Here is a 20,004-nt window from a genome sequence, read left to right as displayed (position 1 = left end):
GCCGGCATGGGCGAGGGCTTCGTGCAGGCGAACCTCGCGGTGCTGCCCAGGGAGCAGGCGTACGACTTCCTGCTCTTCTGCCAGCGCAACCCGCGACCGTGCCCGCTGATCGAGGTCACCGACGTGGGCTCCGCCGAGCCCGTCGGCGTGGCGCCCGGCGCGGATCTCAGAACCGACATCCCGCGGTACCGTATCTACAAGGACGGGGTGCTGGCGGACGAGGTCGCCGACGTGACGCCGTACTGGCGCGACGACCTCGTGGCGTTCCTGCTCGGCTGCTCGTTCACCTTCGAGTGGGCGCTGCTCGAGGCCGGCATCGACCTCTGGCACGTGAAGCACGGCAAGAACGTGGCGATGTGGCCGACGTCGGTCGAATGCCGCCCCGCCGGCGCCTTCCATGGTCCGATGGTGGTGTCGATGCGTCCGATCCCCGCCGCGCAGCTGTCGAAGGCGGTGACCGCGAGCGCGCGCTTCCCCAACGCGCACGGCGCGCCGGTCCACATCGGCGACCCGAAGCAGATCGGGATCGACGACGTGGCGACGCCGCGCTGGGGCGATCCGCAGCACTTCGGCCCCGGCGACGTGCCGGTGTTCTGGGCGTGCGGGGTGACGCCGCAGGCCGTCGCGCTCGCATCCAAGCCGCCGTTCATGATCACGCACAGCCCCGGCCACATGTTCATCACGGACGTGCCGAACTCGTCGCTCGCGGCGTTTTGAGATTCGTTCCCGCGGGCGATCTCGCGCTCTCGGTGGAGTTCGCCGAGGAGATCAGCGTCGAGATCAACACGCGCGTCCGCGCCCTCGAGTACCTCATCCAGCAGAAGGGCGTCCCCGGCGTGGTCGAGACCGTCCCCGGCTATCGCGCGCTGCTCGTCTACTACGACCCGGCCGTCACGGCGTACGAGACGCTGTGCGAGGCGCTGCGCGGGCTCGCCGCGCAGACCGAGAGCGCCGTGCTCCCGTCTCCGCGCCACGTCGAGATCCCGTGCTGCTACGACGATCCCGAGCTCGGCTTCGACCTCGCCGGCGCCGCCGAGCGGCTCGCGCTCACGCCCGCCGAGCTGGTCCGTCTCCACACGGCGGCCGAATACCTCGTGTACTTCATCGGCTTCGCGCCCGGCCTGCCGTACATGGATCTGCCGGACCGGCTCACGATCAAGCGTCTCGACACGCCGCGGACGAAGACGCCACCCGGCAGCGTCTCGATCGGCGGCACGCAGTGCTGCATCTATCCGCTGGAGAGCCCGGGGGGCTTCTGGGTGCTCGGCCGCACGCCGCTCAAGCTCTACGATCCCGCCGCCGCCGAGCCGACCCTCCTGCGCGCCGGCGATCGCGTGCGCTTCGTCGCGATCGGCCGCGCGGAGTTCGACCGCATCGCCGCCTCTGCACCCGAGCGAGCGGACGGGAGCCCGGGAGCCCGCGAGTCCAAATGATCCGCATCCTCGAGCCGGGACCGCTCACCACCGTGCAGGACCGGGGTCGCTTCGGGCAGTTGCGCTACGGCATCCCGCCCTCGGGACCGGTGGACCGACGGGCGTTCGCGATCGCCAATCGGCTCGTCGGCAACGACGACACGGCGGCCGCGCTCGAGTGCACGTACATGGGGCCGCGCTTCGAGGTCGACGAGGCCTGCGCGATCGCCGTGACGGGCGCCCCGGCCCCGGTGACGGTGAATCGGGAACCGGCGCCGGGGTGGACGACGATCGTGCTCCGCCCGGGCGACCAGGTCCGCGTCGGCGCCCCGAAGGCGGGGGTGTACAGCTACATCGCATTCTCGGGAGGGATCGACGTGCCGGTCGTCTTCGGCTCACGCGCCACGTACATCCGCGGTCGCCTGGGCGGCGTGGAGGGGCGCGGCGTGCGCGCCGGCGATGTTCTGAAGTCCGGGCCGGCATCGGCGCCAGAGCGGCGGCGTACGGTCGACCCCCGATCCATTCCCGACTTCGTCGGCGAGCCGCAGATCCGCGTCGTGCTCGGACCGCAGGCCGATCGCTTCACCGAGGACGGCATCGCGGCGCTGCTCGGCGGCGCGTACGAGATGCTGCCGCAGTCCGATCGCATGGGCGCGCGGCTGCGCGGCCCCCGCATCGGCCATGTGCGGGGGCACGACATCATCTCGGACGGCATTCCGCTCGGCGGCATCCAGGTGCCCGGCGACGGGCAGCCGATCGTCTTGCTGGTTGACCGGCAATCGACGGGTGGGTACACGAAGGTGGCGACAGTGTGTTCGATCGACATCGCACGGCTCGGCCAGGTGAAGCCAGGCCAGCGGCTGACCTTCCGCGCGATCGACGTCGCGGAAGCTCACCACCTGTTGCGAGAGGACGCGGCGTTCCTCGCACGGGCGGTGAGGGAGGAGAAGCCATGAGCGTGGAACGCGAGCAGAGCGAGTACGTCGGCAAGACAGGGCGCTCCCGGGCGCTGCACGAGGAGGCGACGGCGGTCATGCCCGGCGGCAACAGCCGCACGACCACCTTCTTCGACCCGTATCCGTTCTACATCGAGCGCGGGCAGGGCGCCCACGTCTGGGATGCGGACGGCAACGACCGGCTCGACTTCAACGGCAACTACACGAGCCTGATCCTCGGGCACGCGCCGTCGGAGGTGATCAAGGCCGTCCAGCAGGTCGCCGAGCGCGGCCTCTCGTTCCCGGGACCGACCGAGGGCGAGATCGCGCTCGCCGCCGAGCTCACGCGCCGCATTCCGTCGATGCAGACGCTGCGGTTCACGAACTCCGGCACGGAGGCCACGATGAACGCGGTGCGGGTCGCGCGCGCGTTCACGGGCCGCGCGAAGATCGCGAAGTTCGAGGGCGCGTACCACGGCACGCACGACTGGGCGCTCGTGAGCGTCAGCCCGCCCGTCAAGGCCTCCGGCAGCCGCACGAGCCCCAAGGCGATCCCCTCGTCGGCGGGGCTGCCGCCCGCCGTGATGAAGCACGTCGTCGTGCTGCCGTGGAACGACGCGGACGCGTGCGAGAAGATCCTCGAGAAGGAGGCCGCGAACCTCGCGGGCCTGCTCGTCGATCCGCTCCTGGGAATCGGAGGAATTCTTCCGCCACAGCCCGGGTTCCTCGAGAGACTTCGTGAAGTCACGGCACGGCACAACATCGTGCTCATCTTCGACGAGGTGATTTCGTTCCGCATTGCACGAGGGGGCGCGCAGGAGAAGTTCGGTGTCACCCCCGACCTCACGACGCTCGGCAAGATCATCGGCGGCGGCCTGCCCGTGGGCGCGTTCGGCGGCCGCGCCGACATCATGGCCGCGTACGATCCCCGCAAGGGCGGTGCGCGCATCGGGCACGGGGGCACGTTCAACGCCAACCCGCCGACCATGGCCGCGGGACTCGCGACGCTGCAGGCGCTGACGCCGGAGGCGTACGAGCGGCTCGACGTGCTGGGCGAACGGCTCCGTGGCGGCATCACCCGGCTGCTCGAGGCGACGCGCAAGAAGGGCCAGGTGACCGGCGTGGGCTCGCTCTTCTGCCTGCACTGGGTGACCGGGCGGCTCACGGACTATCGCTCGAGCCGGCCGAAGGATCCCGATGCGCCGATGCGCGTGTTCCTCGGACTGCTGAACGAAGGCATCATCCTGAGCCAGCGCGGGCTCGGCGCGTGCTCCCTCGCCATGGGCGACGAGGACATCGATCGCTTCGTCAACGCGCTCGCGCGGGTGCTCGCGCGCGGGTAGGAACGAAACGCGGGAGGCAGAACCTACAAGGCGGGTGGTCAGGCCGCGAGCGCTTCGTTGGGCTCCACGAGCTGCGCGCGGAGCACCGACCAGTCCAGGGGCTTGGTGAAGACGACGTCGGCGCCCGCCTGACGGGCCCGAGCGGCATAGGGCTCGCCGAAGCCCGTCATCACCACCACGCGCAGGCGGCTGCCTTTCATGCCAAGAATTTCTCCGATCAGGCGGTCGCCGGCCACGTCGGGCAGCCCGAGATCGGTCAGGAGCACGTCGAAGGTCCACGTGGCGGCCGTCTCGAGCGCGTCTTGCGCCGACGCGGCGGCGCGGACCTCCGCCCCTTCGATGCGCAGCAGGAACGCGAGGAGCTCGCGGATGTCGTCCACGTCTTCGACCAGCAGGACCCGAAGCCCGGTGAGCGCGTGTCCGTCGTGTACTCGGCGCATCACTCTCCTCAATCAGCAAGAACGATGCCGCATCGCGCAGCCTCGGCCCTTGACCCCGTCTGCCGCGCGGTGGTCTACTGAGCGCCCGTGAATACGCCCCTGAAGCGCACGCCCCTCTACGCGGCCCACGTGAAAGCCGGCGCCCGGATGGTCGAGTTCGGCGGCTGGGAGATGCCGGTGCAATACAGCGGCATCATCGACGAGCATCGGCGCGTGCGCAGCGCCGTCGGCCTCTTCGACGTGAGCCACATGGGCGAGTTCGAGGTCGAGGGACCCGGAGCGCTCGCCGCGCTGCAGACGCTCACCACCAACGACGTGTCCGCGCTCGAGATCGGCCAGGTGCAATACTCGCTGTTTCCGTATCCCGAAGGCGGGCTCGTCGACGATCTCACCGTGTACCGGCTCGCCGCGGATCGCTTCATGGTCACCGTGAACGCCTCGAACATCGACAAGGACTGGGCGTGGGTGACCACGCACGGCGCCGGCGCGCGCTGGCGCAACATCTCGGCGGAGACGGGACTGATCGCGGTGCAGGGGCCGCGCGCCGAGGATCTGGTCGCGGGCCTCGCCGACGTCGACGCGCGCGCGATCGGTTACTACCGCTTCGCCCGGGGCTCCGTGGCGGGCGTCGCGACGACCATCTCACGGACCGGCTACACCGGCGAGGACGGCTTCGAGCTCTACGCGCCGTGGGCGGGGACCGAGCGCCTGTGGGCCGCGCTGATGGAGGCCGGCCGCAAGGTCGACGTCGCGCCGATCGGGCTCGGCGCGCGCGACACGCTGCGGCTCGAGATGCGCTACGCGCTCTACGGCAACGACATCGATCAGACGACGAACCCGCTCGAGGCGGGGCTGGGCTGGGTCGTGAAGCCCGCGAAGGGCGACTTCATCGGCAAGCCGGCGATCGAGCGGGTGCGCGCCGAAGGCCCGAAACGAAGGCTCATCGGGCTCGAGATGGCCGACCGCTCGGTCGCGCGCCACGGCTATCCCGTCCTCAGCGGCGGTCGCCGCGTGGGCGGGGTGACGTCGGGCACGTTCGGCCCGTCGGTCGAGAAGTCGATCGCGATGGCGTACGTGGAGACGCCGCTCGCGGCGATCGGTACCGTGCTCGACGTCGAAATCAGAGGGCAGGCCCGCCCGGCGCGCGTGGTGAAAACGCCGTTCCATCCATCGCGCGTGAAGAAGTAGGCGTAGGGGAGACTCATGGCGAACGTTCCAGCCGACCTCCGGTACACGAAGGACCACGAATGGGCGAAGCCCGAGGACAAGCGGTATCGCGTGGGCATCACCGCCTTCGCGCAGGAGCAGCTGGGCGACGTCGTGTTCGTGGAGCTGCCGAAGGTGGGCGCGAAGGTGACGGCCAAGCTGTCGTTCGGCGTGGTCGAGTCGGTGAAGGCCGTGTCCGACCTCTTCGCGCCGCTCTCCGGGGAGATCGTCGAGGTCAACGCGGCGCTGCCGAACGAGCCGCAGGTCGTGAACCAGGACCCGTACGGCAAGGGCTGGATGATCGTGATCGCGCCCTCGAAGCCCGACGAGTGGAACGCGCTCCTCTCCGCGGCGCAGTACGAGCAGTTCCTGAGCGAAGGCCACTGATGCAGCGCTACCTCTCGAACACGGCGGACGAGCAGCGCGCGATGCTCGAGGTGATCGGGGCGCCATCGATCGAGGCCCTGCTCGCCCGCGTGCCGGCCACGGCGCGCCTCCCGCGGCCGCTCGACCTGCCGAGCGCCGCCGCCGAGATGGACCTCATCGCCGAGATGCGCCGGCTGGCGGCGGCCAACGCGGACGCCGATGGCTACACGTGCTTCCTCGGCGGCGGCTCGTACGACCACTTCGTGCCCGGCGTGATCAACCACATGATCCTGCGCGGCGAGTTCTTCACCGCCTACACGCCGTACCAGCCGGAGGCCAGCCAGGGCACGCTGCGCACGATCTACGAGTACCAGACGATGATCGCCGAGCTGACCGGCATGGACGTGGCCAACGCGTCCATCTACGACGGCGCCTCGTCGCTGGCCGAGGCGGCGCTGATGGCCCAATCGGTGACCGGACGCACCGAGATCGTGCTCGGGGCGGGCGTGAATCCGCTCTACCGCCGGGTGGTCGCCACCTACTGCGGGGGGCCGGGGCTACGCCTGCGCGACGTCCCCGCGCCCGAGGGCGTCCTCGACGGCGCGGCCCTCCCCAAGCTGGTGGGGGCGAAGACGGCGGCGCTGGTGGTGCAGTCGCCGAACTTCTACGGATGTCTGGAGGACATCGCCTCGGCGGCCGAGATCGCCCATGCCGCCGGCGCGCTGCTCGTCGTGGTCACCGATCCCGTCAACCTGGGCGTCCTGGAGGCGCCGGGCAAGCAGGGCGCCGACCTCGTCGTGGGGGAGGGCCAGGGGCTCGGCGTGCCGCTTTCGTACGGCGGGCCCTACCTCGGCGTCTTCGCGGCCAAGCAGGAGTTCGTGCGCCGCATGCCGGGGCGCCTCGTGGGCGCCACCGTCGACCTCGACGGCCGCCGGGGCTTCGTGCTCACGCTGCAGACCCGCGAGCAGCACATCCGGCGCGCCAAGGCCACGTCGAACATCTGCACCAACGTCGCGCTCTGCGCGCTGATGGCCACGATCTATCTGGCGATCCTCGGCAAGCGCGGGCTCAGCCGGGTGGGGGAGCTCAGCCTGGCCAAGGCCCACTACGCGGCGGAGCGCCTGGCGCGCATCCCCGGCGTGGCGCTGCGCTTCGGGGCTCCCTTCTTCAAGGAGTTCACGCTCAAGCTGCCGAAGTCGCCCGAGCGGGTGGTGGCCAGGCTCGCCAGGGACCGCTTCCTGGCCGGCGTGCCGCTCAAGCCCTTCGATCGTAAGCTGGCCGACTGCCTCCTGGTCGCCGTCACCGAGAAGCGCACGAAGGAAGAGATCGACGCCTTCGCCGAGGCGCTCGCCAAGGCGGTGGCCTGATGCCCTACGATACCCAGTCGACCTACGACCGCCTGCTCTTCGAGCTGGGCGCGCCGGGCCGCATCGCCTGGTCGCTGCCCGAGCCCGACGTGCCCGTCGACGCGGCTCGGGCGGCGGTGCCGGCCCGCTATCTCCGTCCGGCGCCCCCCGAGCTGCCCGAAGTGTCCGAGCTGGACGTGGTGCGCCACTACTCGCGTCTTTCCCAGCTGAACTACGGGGTGGACACGCATTTCTACCCGCTCGGCTCCTGCACCATGAAGTACAACCCGAAGATCAACGAGGACATGGCCAGGGTGCCCGGCTTCGCGCGCCTGCACCCGCTGGCACCGCAAGCGCTCGCGCAGGGCGCGCTGCGCTTGATGCACGAGCTGGCGTCGATGCTCGCCGAGATCGCCGGCATGGACGCCGTCTCCCTCCAGCCTGCGGCGGGAGCGCAGGGCGAGCTGGCGGGCGTCCTCATGATCAAGGCCTATCACGACGCCAACCGCGAGAAGCGCACGAAGGTGCTGGTGCCCGACTCCGCCCACGGCACCAACCCGGCCTCGACGGCCATCGCCGGCTATCAGGTCGTCGAGGTGAAATCGGACGCCAACGGCGGGGTGGATCTCCTGGATCTGGAGGGCCACTTGGGCCCCGACGTGGCCGCCTTCATGATCACGATGCCCAACACGCTGGGCAACTTCGAGCCGCGCATCGTGGAGATCATCGAGATGTGCCACGCCCGGGGGGCGCAGGTCTACATGGACGGGGCCAACCTCAACGCGATCCTCGGCATCGCGCGCCCCGGCGACCTCGGCTTCGACGTCTGCCACTTCAACCTGCACAAGACCTTCACCACGCCCCACGGCGGCGGGGGGCCGGGCGCGGGGCCGGTCGGTGTCAAGGCGCACCTCGAGCCCTTCCTGCCGACTCCCGTCATCGCCAAGCGGGGCGAGCGCTACACGCTCGACTGGAAACGGCCGAAGTCGATCGGCAAGCTCCAGGCCTTCTGGGGCAACTTCGGTATGCACGTGCGGGCCTACACCTACGTCCGCACCATGGGGGCCGACGGGCTGCGCGCTGTCTCCGAGAACGCGGTGCTCAACGCCAACTACATCTTGAAGCGCCTGGAGTCGCATTACGACCTCGCCGCGCCGGGGCCCTGCATGCACGAGTGCGTGCTGTCCGCCCGCCGCCAGAAGAAGCTCGGCGTCACCGCCATGGACATCGCCAAGCGCCTGCTCGACCTCGGCTTCTACGCGCCCTCGACGTACTTCCCGCTGATCGTCGAGGAGGCGCTCATGATCGAGCCCACCGAGACGGAATCCAAGGAGACGCTGGACGCCTTCTGCGACGCCATGATCCAGATCGCGAAGGAAGCGGAGACCAATCCCGAGCTGATCCGCCAGGCCCCGGTGACGACGCCCGTCCGCCGTTTGGACCAGACCAAGGCTGCCCGGGAGCCGAACCTGCGCTGGAGTGGAAAGCGGTAGCCAGGGCCGTACGCAGCGTCGCGCGTGGCCGCCGGCCGGGCCGCGCTGCCGTCTGTTCGCGTTCGTTCTTGCCGTTGTCCTGATCTTCGCGACCGCGTTTGCCGAGGCGGAAAAGAATCGCGCTGGAGCCCTGGTCGTCTTGGCCTCACCATTCTTCTATGCGCACAGAACCCGCCTCGTGGAACTCGCGGCCAAGCAGCGGCTGCCGACGATCTACCACCAAAAGGAGTTCGTCGTGGGTTCCGGCGCCCTCATGTCCTATGCGGCAAACTTTCACGACCTGTTCCGGCGCGCCGCCGGCTATGTGGACAGGATCCTCAAGGGCGCCAAGCCCGCCGATCTGCCCGTCGAGCAGGCGACGAAGTTTGAGCTGGTCATCAACCTCAAGACCGCGAAGGCGCTCGGGCTGACGATCCCGCTATCGCTGCTACTGCGGGCCGATCAGGTGATACGGTGAGTGAGCGCGCCTGGCGATTGCTCGTCACAGAAGCGACGGACGGCGCCACCAACATGGCCATCGACGAGGCGCTGTGGCGGGGCCGCCAGGCGGAAGCGTCCCCGCCCACGGTCCGGTTCTTCGCCTGGGAGCCGCCGACCGTCTCCCTCGGCTACGGCCAGCGGCTCGACGCCGCCGTCGACGTCGCCGCCTGCCGGCGCCTGGGCGTCGGCCTGGTCCGGCGCCCCACGGGTGGCAGCGCGATCTACCACGACGGCCCCGAGCGCGAGCTGACCTACAGCGTCGTCGCCTCCAACGACGATCTGGGGATCTCCGCAGACCTCCTCGAGACGTACCGGTGGATCGCCCGGGCCCTCTTGCGCGGGCTCCAAGCCCTCGGCGCGCCGGCCGCGATCGTTCCCGTCACCGGGTCGAGCGGGCTCGCAAGCCCGGCGTTCTGCTTCGCGCGCACCGGCCGTTACGAGATCGAGATCGGCGGGCGCAAGCTCGTGGGCAGCGCCCAGCGGCGTCAGGGCGGCTGCTTCCTGCAGCATGGCTCGGTCCTGCTCGGCGTCGACGAGCTGCGGCTCCGCGCGGTCTTCCCCACCACGCAAGACCCGCTGGCAACCCTGACGACGCTCGAGGCGGCCCTGGGTCAGCGGCCGAAGTTCGACGACGTCGCCGCGGCGCTGACCACCGCGTTCGAGGAGGAGCACGGGCTCACGCTCCGCCCGGGCGGGCTCACGCCCGAGGAGACGGCGCGCGCCGAGGCGCTCGCCAGGAAGAAGTACGCCAGCGAGGCGTGGCTCGCCGGCGCCGCCTGAGCCGCGCTCGATGAGCCGCCCCGCGTGAGCCGCGAGTACCCCGATCACCCCCGGGTCGGCGTCGGCGCCGTCGTGCTCCACAAGGGGCGCGTCCTGCTCGTCCGGCGCGGGGGCCAGCCATCGGCGGGCAAGTGGAGCCTGCCGGGCGGCCTGGTGGAGCTGGGCGAGACCACGACCGACGCGGTCCGGCGCGAGCTGACCGAGGAGTGCGGTCTGACGATCCACGTCGTCGGCGTCGCCGGCGTGGTGGACCGCATCGTGCGCGACGCCGGGGGCCGCGTCAGGTACCATTACGTGCTCGTGGACTACTTTGCCTACGCCGATTCCGATCGGGTCTCGGCCGGCAGCGATGCCGCCGAGTGCCGCTGGGTAGAGGTGGAGCGCGTGGAGGAGCTCGACGTGACGGAGGGGCTCGCCGACATGATCCGCCGCGCCGTCGCCGTTGCCGCGCGAAAGGATTCGTGAGCACCCAGGGATGAAGGTCCGGGTGGTTGCCACGCCGCTGGGGGAGGCCGAGGTTGACGCGCTCATCGTCGGCCTTCGTGCGGAGGCCAAGGCCCTGCCGGCGGGGCTGGCCGCGCTCGACCGCCGCGCCCAGGGCCAGATCAAGGCGGTGCTCGACGCCGAGAAGTTCCAGGCCAAGGCGGGTCAGGTGACCCACGTGCACACCGCCGGCCGCCTGCCCTCGGCCCGCGTCATCCCAGCACCGCTAGTCATAATAGTCGGCCTCGGCGACGGCAAGGACGTGACGCTCGAGATCGTGCGCCGGGCGGCGGCGGCCGGGACGCGGCGCGCCCGAGACCTGGGAGCGCGGACGGTGGCGGTGGACCTGCTCGGGGAGCGGCTGCCGGCCCGTCAGCGGGCGCACGCCGTCGTCGAGGGGGCGATCCTCGGCACCTACACCTTCGACCGCTACAAGCGCGAGAAGACCGAGAAGGCCGTGGTGGAGCTGCGGGTGCTGGCGCCCGACGCCCGGGCGAGCCGTGACGTCGGCGAGGGCGCGCGCAGCGGTGAGGTCTTCGCGCGGGCGACGTGGTTCGCGCGCGACCTCGTCAACGCGCCCGCCAACGAGGTGCATCCCACCCAGCTGGCCCAGGTCGCCGGCGAGGTCGCCAAGGAGGGCCGGCTCAAGCTCCGCGTCTATGACCGCGCCGAGTGCGAGAAGATGGGCATGGGCGCCTTCCTGGGCGTCGCCGCGGGCAGCCAGCAGCCGCCGAAGTTCATCCACCTCACCTACGCGCCGCCCGGGCGCGCGCGCAAGCGCGTGGCCGTCATCGGCAAGGGCATCACGTTCGACTCCGGGGGACTCGACCTCAAGAACGCCGAGGGCATGCTGCGGATGAAGGACGACATGTCGGGCGCCGCCGGCGTCCTGGGGATCATGCGCGCGCTGCCCCAGCTCAAGCCGCCGGTCGAGGTGCACGGGCTCATCGCCGCCACCGAGAACATGCCCTCGGGCTCGGCGATCCGGCCGGGCGATATCTTGAAAGCGATGAACGGAACGACCATCGAGGTGGGCAACACCGACGCCGAGGGACGCCTGACGCTGGCCGACGCGCTCTGCTACGCGAACGCCCGCGTCAAGCCCGAGGAGATCATCGACCTGGCCACGCTCACCGGCGCCTGCGTGGTGGCGCTGGGACCGCTCTGCTCCGGGCTCTTCGCCAACGACCAGGGCCTGGCCGATCGCCTGCTGGCCGCCGCCGAGCAGGCGGGCGAGCGCGTGTGGCAGCTGCCGCTCATCGAGGAGTACCGCGAGCACCTCAAGAGCGAGGTGGCCGATCTCAACAACGTCGGCCCGCGGGGAGGCGGCGCGATCACCGCGGGGCTCTTCCTCAAGGAGTTCGCGGGCACCACGCCGTGGGCCCACCTGGACATCGCGGGCCCGGCCTTCAGCGAAAAGGACCTCGCCCTGGCCCCCAAAGGCGGGACCGGAGTGGCGGTGAGGACCATCCTGGCGTACCTCACGACATGACGGCCGGGCGCGTCGACCTCCACACGCACACGACCGCCTCCGACGGAACGCTGACGCCGCGAGAGCTCGTGCGGAAAGCGGTGGAGCACGGCGTGCAGGTGCTGGCGATTACCGACCACGATTCCACTGACGCGCTGGCCGAGGCGCTGGACGAGGCCGCCCAGCACCCGCCGCTCACCATCGTGCCTGGCCTGGAGATCAACTGCGACATCGAGGGCGCCGAGATCCACGTCCTCGGCTACTTCGTCGAGCACCAGGCGCCCTGGTTCCAGGAGTTCCTGCGCGAGCAGCGCGCCGAGCGCGTGGCGCGCATCCATCGCATCGCCGAGCGCCTGACCGAGCTGGGCCTGCCCATCGATCCAGACGAAGTCTTCGCCCTCGTGAAGGAGGGCTCGCCCGGCCGGCCGCACGTGGCCCAGGTGATGGTCAAGCGCGGCTACGTGAAGTCTGTGCGCGAGGCGTTCGACAGATATCTGAAATTGGACGGGCCCGCCAGCGTGCCGCGCCGGCGCCTGACCCCCGCCGACGCGGTGGCGGTGATCCGGAAGGCTCGCGGCATTCCCGTATTCGCCCATCCCGGGCTCGCCGACCGCGACGCGCTCATCCCCGACCTCGTCGGGGCCGGGCTCATGGGCATCGAGGCCTACTACGCCGAGCACTCGGCCGCGCAGAGGTCGGCCTATCTCGAGCTGTGCCGCCGGCTCGATCTGGTCGCCACCGGCGGCTCCGACTATCACGGACCGCAGAGCGGCCGTGCGAATCCGCCGGGGACGCCGGCCGTGCCCTGGCCGGCGTGGGAGCAGCTGCGGGAGCGGGCCGAGCGGGCCAAGCGGAGCCCGTGAACGTCCAGGTCTTCGGGTTCCACGACTGCCAGGAAACCCGCAAGGCGCTGCGGTTCTTCTCCGAGCGGCGGATCGCCGTGCACGTCGTCGATCTCCAGGAGCGGCCGGCTACGCGGGGTGAGCTGCGCCGCTTTCAGGAGAAGTTCGGGGCCGCCGCGCTGATCAATCGCGAGAGCTCCCGCTTCCGCGCGCTCGGCCTGCACGTGAGCGGCGACTCGCCGGAGCGGATGCTGGAGCGTGCGCTGACCGAGCCGCGCCTGCTACGCACCCCGCTCGTTCGAAGTGAGAATCGCATCAGCCTCGGCCACACGCCGGACGAGTGGAAGGCGTGGGTCGAGGCGGAAAAGGTCAACAGCTAAGGAGATCGCCATGGAGCTTTCCCGGCGCAGCTTCACCCTCTCCACCACTGCGGTGGCCGGCGCCACGCTGGCCGGACAGAGCGCGGATGACCGGCCCCAGGCGTATCGCAAGGAGGCGGCGGAGGACGGGTGGAAGCGGGACTCTCCTCGACCACGAAAGACCCACGGGTCTCGGAGAGTCACCCCGCCCCTCTTTCTCTCTCTTCCGTCACTCCTTTGGTGCGTGTCGGAGTAACCGCGGTTCGAGCGCCGGCTTCGCCGGCGCAACCCGAATCCTGGGGGGAGGTTCCGGAGGGGGCCGTCGAGGCCCCCTCCGATGCCTAGCCGCCGAGGAGGCGGCGGGCTTTCGCGGGGTTGGAGACGGTGAAGACGATGGTGGCCCCCCCGCGGCCGGTCGTCGTCGCGTAGGCCGACCGGATGTTGATCCGCGCACGCGCCAGCTTCTCGGCGACGCGCGCCAGTCTCCCTGGCTTGTTCCGCAGCCTCACGACGAAGGCCGGCTCCTCGCTGGCGCGATACTTGGCCGCCCGCAAGGCGCGCTTGGCCTTTCCCGCGTTGTTGACCAGGATCCCGATCCTTCCGCGGCCCGCCGCCTCACCGGCGCAGAGCCCGGTGATGTTGACGCCGGCGTCGGCCAGCGCGCGGGCGACGTTGGCGAGGACGCCGGGCTTGGACCGGAGAGACAGCGAGAGCTGGGTCGTCTTCGGCATGGCGGTTCCTCCTCCTCAGCGTTCGGGATGCGGCTATCCTACTCCAACCTCAGCGCGCGTAGGCGGGGAAGACGCGGCGGACGACCTCGGGGGGGTTCGTGGTGAGCAGCCAGGTGGCCAGGCGGCGGGCGGCGCCGCGGACGGCGACGAAGGTGATGCGCGCGTCGGCCAACAGGCGGCCGGCCTCGTCGCGCACGGCCACCTCGGTGTCCCAGTAGCGCGGATCGTCGCCCCGCTGCCGCGCCCCCCCGCGCGCCCCACCCACGGTGATCGCGGAGCCGAAGGGCGCGGAGCCATGCAGCGTGACCACCAGCTCCGTCGTCATGCCCGACTCGCCGCTGGCCAGCGCGCCGAGCCAGAAGGCCGCCTCGTCGAGCAGCGTGGTCAGTACCACCGGCGCCAGCGTGCCCTCCGCCGTGCGGAAGCTCTCGCGCGGCTGCCACGTGCCCCACACGGCGGCGTTGTCGTGCATCAACCGCACGCGCAGCCCCAGCGCGTTGTCGACGCCGCACGCGAAGCACGTCGACGACACGGGTAGAGGGTGGGCGCTGGCGCGGCGCGGGGCGCCCTCGTCGACCACGAAAACCCCGGGGGTCTCCGAGGGCGCACCCGCGCCGCGCCGCTCTGTGGCATCCCCGACATCGCGCACTACACGGGTCTGGGAGGGCCCATCCGGTCCTGGCCGGCGGACGTGACCCTCTACCAGTGTCGTGTTGGAGGCATCGAGAAGGGTGCAGGCCAGCGCGCCGTCGGCGACCGTCGTCGTGAGCGGCAGCGGCACGCCCAGCGGCACGCGCTTGCGGTAGGTGCCGCGCACCGTCTGCGGACCGCTCCCGCCGGCCAGCAGGTGGAACACGGCCAGCACGCTGCCGCCGTGGGCCGTGTCGGGCAGGCCCTGAAACGCGGGATCGAGGGTGAGGATCAGCTCGTCGCCGCTGCGTTCGATGCCGCGGCGGAGGACCGACTCCGTCGTCGCCATGCGATAATCGCTCGTGTCTATTCTAGCGCACCGTCCCTTCATCAGGGCGACGGTGACCAACTTCTTCTTCTTCGCCAGCCTGAACGGGTTCGTGCTGCTGCCGCTCTACATCGACCGGCTCGGTGGCACCGAGATCGAGATCGGCCTCGTGATGGGCCTCTACAGCGCGGTGGGCATCGTCTGCCAGCCGCTCATCGGTCCCTGGGTCGACGCCGCCGGGCGGCGGCCCTTCATGCTGCTAGGCGTCGCCCTCGTCCTGGCCTCTGCGCTCATCGCCACCTTCGTCAGTACCGTCCCCTGGCTCGCCCTCGTCCGGGCGCTCCAGGGCCTGGGCTTTTCCGCTTTCTTCGTCGCCAACTACTCGTACGTGATCGACCTGGTCCCGGTGGAGCGCCGCGGCTGGGCGCTGGGCATCTACGGCATCTCCGGGATGGTGTCCACCGCGCTCACGCCGCTCGTCGGCGAAGCCATCATCCGCGGCTTCGGGTTCCGTCCCTTCTTCGCGTTGTGCGCGGCGCTGGCGGTGGTGGCGGCGGTGCTGGTCTGGCCGCTGCGCGAGCAGGCCCGCGCCGAGGCGCCGCCGGTGAGCGGCTGGGAGTGGGCCCGGGCCGGGTTGGCGGATCTCGCACACCGCCACATGGCCGTGACCGTCTTCTTCGGCCTGGGCACCGGCACCATCTTCGCGTTCCTGCCGACCTTCGCCGAGAGCCTGGGCGTGACGACGCTCGCCCTCTTCTACACGGCGTACGCGGGCGCGGCGATGGGCGTCCGCGTCTTCGGAGGTCGCCTCATCGATACGAGCGGCCGCAGCGCCGTGATCGTGCCGTCCATGTTCGTGCAGGTGGTGGCCACCGCGCTGCTGGCCATGCTCGGCCTCGTCGCCACGCAGACGAGCGCGCTGCCCGTGCTGCCGGTCCTGGCGCTGGCCGGGCTCATGGCGGGCGGCGCCCACGGCTTTCTCTACCCCGGCCTGGCCGCGCTGGTCGCCGATCAGGCGCCCGAGGCGCGCCGAGGGGCCGTGGTAGGCGTCTTCAGTGGCGTGTTTCTCGTCGGCAACGCGGGAGGCGCGTTCGTCTTCGGCTACGTGACGCACGCGCTCGGCTACGGGCGGATGTGGAGCCTCCTCACCGCGCTCCTCCTGGGCGGCGCCGGCCTCAGCCTGCGGCTCCCCGCCGAGGGGCCACGCCCGCTCGTCCGTGCTTGAGCATTTGACCCGGCTCGGTCGTGACGGAGCGTTTATACTGGTGCGCGCGATGCGTTCGCGGGCGCGTGGCTGGCGAGCCGTCGTCGCGGGGGTGGCCGGTATGAGCACGAGTGGCCGCATCGGGATGATCGCGCTGTTGACCATCGCGCTGACGGGCGTGACCAGCCGCAGCGGCGGCGCCCGGGATTCCGCCGAGCTGGGGACGCCGAAGCCGAACGGTCCTCAGGAAGCGGAGGTCCTGGCCGTGCTCGCCGACCCCCGCACGCAGGCCCCGACGGTGCTGTTGCAGGGCAAGCGGGACAAGCGCACCCTGATCATGACCATCGGGTTGGCGGAGGCCACGGGGATCGCGCTGCCGCTGCAGGGCGTGACGCCGCCGCGCCCGCTCACCCACGACCTGTTCCTGGCGCTCTTCGCCCGGCTCAAGGTCACCGTGAACCGCGTCGTGATCAACGACCTGCGCGATGACATCTACTACGCCACCATTCACCTCACCAGCGCCGCCGGCGAGATGGTGCTCGACTCCCGTCCGTCGGACGCGATCGCGCTGGCCATCCGCGCCGGGGCGCCGGTCCTCGTCGAGGATCGCGTCTTCGACAAGGCGGGAACTCTGCAGGCGCCCCGCCGACCCCACATCTGAGGCCATGACGCCGCTCGACACCGACGATCTCCAGTGGGCGCTCCAGCGGCGCCTCGAGGACGTGTTCACCAAGCTCGGCGAGAAATTCGGCGATCTCACCGGGCGCGTGGAGACCGCGATTCGTCCCGGCGTGTCGTTCGACGACGTGGGCGGGCTCCAGCAGGCCAAGGCCGCCCTGCGGGGCTTCACGACCGCCCTGACCGATCCCGAGCGTTACAAGGACTGGGGCATCACACCGCCCAAGGGCGTGCTGCTCTACGGGCCGCCGGGCACGGGGAAGGCGATGCTGGCGCGGGCGCTGGCCGGCGCCTCCCAGGCCATCTTCTTCCGGCTGAGGCTCTTCAACCTGACCTCGAAGTTCGGCGCGAACACCGGCGAGCTGCTCCAGGAGATTCTCCGGATCGCGATGGGAGAGGGGCGCGCGGTCTTCCTCATGGAGGAAGTGGACGCGCTGTCCCTGGACCACCTGCTGCCGCCACCGCAGGCGCGCGAGGCCAGCGCCCGGCTGGTCGCCGCCCTCTGCGAGAAGCTCGACGCCATCGACCCGTCGGCGCGGGTGCTGGTGGTGGCGGCGACGAGCCGCACCGACGCCCTCGATCCGGCGCTGGTGGCCCCCGGTCGCCTCGACCACCTCGTGGAGGTCACGCTGCCCGACCCCGCCGCCCAGCAGGAGATCCTGGACCTGATGCGAATCCGGACGGAAAAGAGCGCCGGGCGCCCGCTCTTCGAGCCGCTCGATTACCGCACCATCCTGCCGCTGATGGGCGGGATGAGTGGGGCGGACATCTCGGAGATCCTCGGCCGGACGCTGGAGGAGAAGGTGCACCGGGCCGCCAAAGAGGGGAGCGCGCCGCTGGTGACGTCCGCCGACCTGCTGGAGGCGATCGACGGGTACAAGCGCGTGCGCGGCGTGGTCGAGAAGATCCGCTACGGCCAGTACCTCTAAGCCCGCCGATGATCGCGACCACCAAGATCCGGGTCCGCTACGGGGACACCGACTGCATGAGGGTCGTGTACTACGGAAACTATCTCACCTACTTCGAGGTGGGCCGCGTCGAGTACCTCCGCCAGCAGGGCATGTCGATCGCCGACATCAACGAGAAGATCCACATGCCCGTGGTGGAGGCGCTCGCGCGCTTCGTCAAGCCGGCGCGGCTCGACGACCTGCTGGACGTGCACTGCTGGGTGAGCGAGCGCAAGCGGGCCTCCTTCCGCTTCGGCTACGAGGTCCGCGATGCGGCGGGGACGACGGTGGCCACGGGATATACGCTCCACGCCTGCTGGGATCCGGCCACCAGCAAGATGATCGCGCTGCCCCCCTGGCTCCAGCAGATGATGCCGGTCGTGCCCGAGGGGCCGGGGGGCCGTGTATAATGAGCAACCGCTCGGGATGATCAGCTCCATATGATCGAAGTCCAGAACCTCACCAAACGTTACGGCCCTATCACGGCGATCCGCGACGTGTCGTTCAGCGTCGCCCCCGGTGAGATCATCGGCTTTCTCGGCCCCAACGGTGCCGGGAAGACGACCACGATGCGGATCCTGGCCTGCTTCATGCCGGCCTCGGGCGGCTCGGCGCGGGTGGCGGGGTACGACGTCTTCAGCGAGTCGATGGAGGTCCGGCGCCGGATCGGCTACCTCCCCGAGAGCGTGCCGCTCTACCCGGAATTACGGGTGGCGGACTATCTCGATTTCGTCGCCGAGGTCAAGGGCGTCGGGCGCTCCGAGCGCAAGCGACGGGTGGCCGAGGTGCTGGAGCGGTGCCTGATCACCGACGTCCAGAGCCGGCTGATCGGCAAGCTCTCCAAGGGCTACCGCCAGCGCGTGGGCCTGGCCCAGGCCATCATCAACGACCCCCACGTGCTCGTCCTCGACGAGCCCACCATCGGCCTCGACCCCAAGCAGATCACCGAGATCCGCGCGCTCATCAAGTCGCTCGCGGGCGAGCACACCGTGATCCTGTCGACGCACATCCTGCCCGAGGTCGCGATGGTGTGCAGCGGCGTCATCATCATCAACAAGGGATCGATCGTGGCGCAGGGACCGATCGACCGGCTCGTCGAGGAGTTCTTCCCGAGCGCGCGCGTCGAGGTCGAGATCGCGGGGCCGAAGGAAGCCGTGCGGGTGGCGCTCTCGTCGATCCCCGGCGTGACCGCGGTCTCCGATGGCTCGACCGGTGCTACGGCGAGCTTCGTCGTGGAATCAGCTCGTGATCGCGACGTCCGCGCGGAGATCTTCCAGCTCGCGGCGGCGCAGAAGTGGAGCCTCCTGGAGCTGAAGCGGGTCGGCATGACGCTCGAGGAAGTGTTCATTCGCATCGTGGCCGGCGAGGAGGCCGTGGCGCCCGAAGAAGCGGCCGCGGTGGCTGGCGAGGGCGCCGCATGAGCGGCCCCGAGGGCGCGGCATGAAGGTGTGGCCGATCTTCAAGAAGGAGATGCGGCTCTACTTCACGTCGCCGATCGCGTACGTCGTCTTCGCGATCTTCCTCCTGGTCGGCGGATACTTCTTCTACTCCATCTTCGCCTTCTTCACGATGGCCTCGATGCAGGCCGCGATGAATCCCCAGATGGGCCGGGACCTCAACACGACCGACAGCGTGCTCCGGCCGCTGTTCTCGAACATCACGGTGATCCTGCTCCTGCTGATGCCGATGGTCACCATGCGGCTCTTCGCCGAGGAGCGGCGGTCAGGGACGATCGAGCTCCTGCTGACCTATCCCGTGCGCGACGGCGCGGTGCTCGTCGGCAAGTACCTCGCCGGTCTCGTGCTCTACGTGCTGATGCTCGTCGGCACGCTCCTCTATCCGGCGATGCTCGCGTGGTTCTCCAGGATCGACTGGGGCCCACTCTTCACCGGATATCTCGGGCTGATCCTGCTCGGCGCGGCGTTCCTGGCCGTCGGGCTCTTCGCGTCGTCCTTGACCGAGAACCAGATCGTGGCGTCGATCGTCACGTTCGGGGTGCTGCTCCTGTTCTGGGTCATCGGCTGGAGCGCCGACTATGTCGGCGGGCCGTGGGGCCGGGTCCTCACGCACCTCTCGCTGATCGAGCACTACGACAGCTTCGCAAAGGGCCTGCTCGATACGAAGGACATCATCTATTACCTGAGCTTCACGACGCTGGCGCTCTTCCTGACCCTGCGCTCGCTGGAAGCGCGAAGGTGGAAGGGATGACCGGCGGAACGAAGCGCATCCTCGACTGGGTCGGCTACGCCGGAATCGCCGTCCTGTTCGCCGGCGCGCTCCTGCCGTTCCTCGGCCGCGCGGAGTGGTACGGCGCGCGGTGGTGGGTCGTCGGCGTCGGCGTGGTGCTGGTCCTCGTGTCGCTCGGCGGACGCTGGGAAGACGTGCGCGCGTTCTTCGGGCATCGGACGGCCCGCTACGGCGTCAACACCGCCGTCATGGTCTTGATCCTCATCGGCATCATCGGGCTCGTCGAGGCGGTCTCGTATCGCCACAACACGCGGTTCGATCTCACCGAGAGCAAGCGGCACAG

At 70.3% G+C, this 20,004-nt stretch carries 24 protein-coding genes; 21 read left to right on the top strand and 3 right to left on the bottom strand.

Features of this window, described 5'->3' with window-relative positions; translation table 11 throughout:
* From VGV13_22480 to VGV13_22465, 4 genes are all read left to right on the top strand, one after another.
* On the top strand, nucleotides 1-717 hold a 717-nt coding region (locus VGV13_22480), incomplete at its 5' end, for a putative hydro-lyase (GenBank protein ID HEV8643844.1).
* Nucleotides 714-1,433 (top strand): 5-oxoprolinase subunit PxpB, encoded by a 720-nt coding sequence (gene pxpB / locus VGV13_22475; GenBank protein ID HEV8643843.1) that lies wholly within the window; start codon nucleotides 714-716, stop codon nucleotides 1,431-1,433. The genes VGV13_22480 and pxpB, both read left to right, overlap by 4 nt.
* Complete coding sequence (locus tag VGV13_22470; GenBank protein HEV8643842.1) at nucleotides 1,430-2,368, top strand: biotin-dependent carboxyltransferase family protein; 939 nt, start codon at nucleotides 1,430-1,432, stop codon at nucleotides 2,366-2,368. The genes pxpB and VGV13_22470 overlap by 4 nt, the downstream gene beginning before the upstream one ends.
* Nucleotides 2,365-3,690: an aspartate aminotransferase family protein gene (locus tag VGV13_22465; GenBank protein ID HEV8643841.1), complete on the top strand. Its 1,326-nt coding sequence runs from the start codon at nucleotides 2,365-2,367 to the stop codon at nucleotides 3,688-3,690. Before VGV13_22470 ends, VGV13_22465 begins: the two co-directional genes overlap by 4 nt.
* Nucleotides 3,691-3,728: 38 nt before the next feature.
* On the opposite strand, the gene VGV13_22460 is transcribed toward VGV13_22465, so the two are convergent.
* Entirely contained in the window at nucleotides 3,729-4,130 is a 402-nt protein-coding gene (locus tag VGV13_22460; GenBank protein HEV8643840.1) for a response regulator, read from the bottom strand.
* A gap of 87 nt (nucleotides 4,131-4,217) precedes the next feature.
* On the opposite strand from VGV13_22460, the gene gcvT reads away from it, so the two are divergent.
* Genes gcvT through VGV13_22410 form a run of 10 tightly spaced genes read left to right on the top strand, consistent with a single transcriptional unit; the run spans nucleotide 4,218 to nucleotide 12,977 of the window.
* Nucleotides 4,218-5,318, top strand: coding sequence for a glycine cleavage system aminomethyltransferase GcvT (gene gcvT, locus VGV13_22455; protein HEV8643839.1), 1,101 nt, complete (start codon nucleotides 4,218-4,220; stop codon nucleotides 5,316-5,318).
* A gap of 15 nt (nucleotides 5,319-5,333) precedes the next feature.
* A complete protein-coding gene (gene gcvH / locus VGV13_22450) occupies nucleotides 5,334-5,723 on the top strand; it encodes a glycine cleavage system protein GcvH (protein ID HEV8643838.1) in 390 nt (129 codons plus the stop codon).
* A complete protein-coding gene (gene gcvPA, locus VGV13_22445) occupies nucleotides 5,723-7,069 on the top strand; it encodes an aminomethyl-transferring glycine dehydrogenase subunit GcvPA (protein ID HEV8643837.1) in 1,347 nt (448 codons plus the stop codon). The genes gcvH and gcvPA overlap by 1 nt, the downstream gene beginning before the upstream one ends.
* Nucleotides 7,069-8,541 carry an aminomethyl-transferring glycine dehydrogenase subunit GcvPB gene (gene gcvPB / locus VGV13_22440; GenBank protein HEV8643836.1) on the top strand — a complete coding sequence of 491 codons (1,473 nt, stop codon included), beginning with the start codon at nucleotides 7,069-7,071 and terminating at the stop codon, nucleotides 8,539-8,541. Before gcvPA ends, gcvPB begins: the two co-directional genes overlap by 1 nt.
* Nucleotides 8,528-8,998, top strand: a complete 471-nt coding sequence (locus VGV13_22435; GenBank protein HEV8643835.1) for an ABC transporter substrate-binding protein — start codon at nucleotides 8,528-8,530, stop codon at nucleotides 8,996-8,998. Before gcvPB ends, VGV13_22435 begins: the two co-directional genes overlap by 14 nt.
* Nucleotides 8,995-9,801, top strand: coding sequence for a biotin/lipoate A/B protein ligase family protein (locus VGV13_22430; GenBank protein HEV8643834.1), 807 nt, complete (start codon nucleotides 8,995-8,997; stop codon nucleotides 9,799-9,801). The genes VGV13_22435 and VGV13_22430 overlap by 4 nt, the downstream gene beginning before the upstream one ends.
* Before the next feature lie 24 nt (nucleotides 9,802-9,825).
* Entirely contained in the window at nucleotides 9,826-10,266 is a 441-nt protein-coding gene (locus VGV13_22425) for an NUDIX hydrolase (GenBank protein ID HEV8643833.1), read from the top strand.
* A gap of 10 nt (nucleotides 10,267-10,276) precedes the next feature.
* Nucleotides 10,277-11,776 (top strand): leucyl aminopeptidase, encoded by a 1,500-nt coding sequence (locus VGV13_22420; GenBank protein ID HEV8643832.1) that lies wholly within the window; start codon nucleotides 10,277-10,279, stop codon nucleotides 11,774-11,776.
* On the top strand, nucleotides 11,773-12,618 hold the full coding sequence (locus tag VGV13_22415; protein HEV8643831.1) for a PHP domain-containing protein: 846 nt from the start codon (nucleotides 11,773-11,775) through the stop codon (nucleotides 12,616-12,618). Before VGV13_22420 ends, VGV13_22415 begins: the two co-directional genes overlap by 4 nt.
* On the top strand, nucleotides 12,615-12,977 hold the full coding sequence (locus tag VGV13_22410; protein HEV8643830.1) for an ArsC/Spx/MgsR family protein: 363 nt from the start codon (nucleotides 12,615-12,617) through the stop codon (nucleotides 12,975-12,977). The genes VGV13_22415 and VGV13_22410 overlap by 4 nt, the downstream gene beginning before the upstream one ends.
* A 320-nt stretch (nucleotides 12,978-13,297) precedes the next feature.
* Here the strand turns inward: VGV13_22410 and VGV13_22405 are convergent, their stop codons facing one another.
* On the bottom strand, nucleotides 13,298-13,687 hold the full coding sequence (locus tag VGV13_22405; protein ID HEV8643829.1) for an ACT domain-containing protein: 390 nt from the start codon (nucleotides 13,685-13,687) through the stop codon (nucleotides 13,298-13,300).
* A gap of 49 nt (nucleotides 13,688-13,736) precedes the next feature.
* Nucleotides 13,737-14,666, bottom strand: a complete 930-nt coding sequence (locus VGV13_22400) for a hypothetical protein (protein HEV8643828.1) — start codon at nucleotides 14,664-14,666, stop codon at nucleotides 13,737-13,739.
* A 13-nt stretch (nucleotides 14,667-14,679) separates the two neighbouring features.
* Between VGV13_22400 and VGV13_22395 the strand changes: the two genes are divergently transcribed.
* The 7 genes from VGV13_22395 to VGV13_22365 form a co-directional block, all read left to right on the top strand.
* Nucleotides 14,680-15,870, top strand: a complete 1,191-nt coding sequence (locus tag VGV13_22395) for an MFS transporter (protein ID HEV8643827.1) — start codon at nucleotides 14,680-14,682, stop codon at nucleotides 15,868-15,870.
* A 100-nt stretch (nucleotides 15,871-15,970) separates the two neighbouring features.
* Nucleotides 15,971-16,510: a bifunctional nuclease family protein gene (locus tag VGV13_22390; GenBank protein HEV8643826.1), complete on the top strand. Its 540-nt coding sequence runs from the start codon at nucleotides 15,971-15,973 to the stop codon at nucleotides 16,508-16,510.
* A 4-nt stretch (nucleotides 16,511-16,514) separates the two neighbouring features.
* The gene (locus VGV13_22385; protein ID HEV8643825.1) at nucleotides 16,515-17,456 is read left to right on the top strand and encodes an ATP-binding protein; all 942 of its coding nucleotides are present in this window, start codon (nucleotides 16,515-16,517) and stop codon (nucleotides 17,454-17,456) included.
* A gap of 8 nt (nucleotides 17,457-17,464) precedes the next feature.
* Nucleotides 17,465-17,884, top strand: a complete 420-nt coding sequence (locus VGV13_22380; GenBank protein ID HEV8643824.1) for a thioesterase family protein — start codon at nucleotides 17,465-17,467, stop codon at nucleotides 17,882-17,884.
* Between the two features lie 30 nt (nucleotides 17,885-17,914).
* On the top strand, nucleotides 17,915-18,895 hold the full coding sequence (locus tag VGV13_22375) for an ATP-binding cassette domain-containing protein (GenBank protein ID HEV8643823.1): 981 nt from the start codon (nucleotides 17,915-17,917) through the stop codon (nucleotides 18,893-18,895).
* A 19-nt stretch (nucleotides 18,896-18,914) separates the two neighbouring features.
* Nucleotides 18,915-19,682, top strand: coding sequence for an ABC transporter permease subunit (locus VGV13_22370; GenBank protein HEV8643822.1), 768 nt, complete (start codon nucleotides 18,915-18,917; stop codon nucleotides 19,680-19,682).
* The coding region (locus VGV13_22365) for a hypothetical protein (protein ID HEV8643821.1) at nucleotides 19,679-20,004 on the top strand (326 nt) is incomplete at its 3' end. The genes VGV13_22370 and VGV13_22365, both read left to right, overlap by 4 nt.

The organism is Candidatus Methylomirabilota bacterium, from assembly GCA_036001065.1.
Taxonomy (GTDB): domain Bacteria; phylum Methylomirabilota; class Methylomirabilia; order Rokubacteriales; family CSP1-6; genus MNEF01.
The sequence above is the reverse complement of the archived record's forward strand: the minus strand, read 5'-3'. Positions and strand labels throughout refer to the sequence as shown.

Bases quoted from the DNA above. Each gene is read 5' to 3' on its own strand.
- VGV13_22420 (HEV8643832.1), top strand. From the start codon at position 10,277: ATGAAGGTCCGGGTGGTTGCCACGCCGCTGGGGGAGGCCGAGGTTGAC.
- VGV13_22375 (HEV8643823.1), top strand. From the start codon at position 17,915: ATGATCGAAGTCCAGAACCTCACCAAACGTTACGGCCCTATCACGGCG.
- VGV13_22370 (HEV8643822.1), top strand. From the start codon at position 18,915: ATGAAGGTGTGGCCGATCTTCAAGAAGGAGATGCGGCTCTACTTCACG.
- VGV13_22460 (HEV8643840.1), bottom strand. From the start codon at position 4,130: ATGCGCCGAGTACACGACGGACACGCGCTCACCGGGCTTCGGGTCCTG.
- VGV13_22400 (HEV8643828.1), bottom strand. From the start codon at position 14,666: ATGGCGACGACGGAGTCGGTCCTCCGCCGCGGCATCGAACGCAGCGGC.
- gcvPA (HEV8643837.1), top strand. From the start codon at position 5,723: ATGCAGCGCTACCTCTCGAACACGGCGGACGAGCAGCGCGCGATGCTC.
- VGV13_22405 (HEV8643829.1), bottom strand. From the start codon at position 13,687: ATGCCGAAGACGACCCAGCTCTCGCTGTCTCTCCGGTCCAAGCCCGGC.
- gcvH (HEV8643838.1), top strand. From the start codon at position 5,334: ATGGCGAACGTTCCAGCCGACCTCCGGTACACGAAGGACCACGAATGG.
- gcvPB (HEV8643836.1), top strand. From the start codon at position 7,069: ATGCCCTACGATACCCAGTCGACCTACGACCGCCTGCTCTTCGAGCTG.
- VGV13_22465 (HEV8643841.1), top strand. From the start codon at position 2,365: ATGAGCGTGGAACGCGAGCAGAGCGAGTACGTCGGCAAGACAGGGCGC.
- VGV13_22385 (HEV8643825.1), top strand. From the start codon at position 16,515: ATGACGCCGCTCGACACCGACGATCTCCAGTGGGCGCTCCAGCGGCGC.
- VGV13_22415 (HEV8643831.1), top strand. From the start codon at position 11,773: ATGACGGCCGGGCGCGTCGACCTCCACACGCACACGACCGCCTCCGAC.
- VGV13_22390 (HEV8643826.1), top strand. From the start codon at position 15,971: ATGAGCACGAGTGGCCGCATCGGGATGATCGCGCTGTTGACCATCGCG.
- VGV13_22380 (HEV8643824.1), top strand. From the start codon at position 17,465: ATGATCGCGACCACCAAGATCCGGGTCCGCTACGGGGACACCGACTGC.
- VGV13_22470 (HEV8643842.1), top strand. From the start codon at position 1,430: ATGATCCGCATCCTCGAGCCGGGACCGCTCACCACCGTGCAGGACCGG.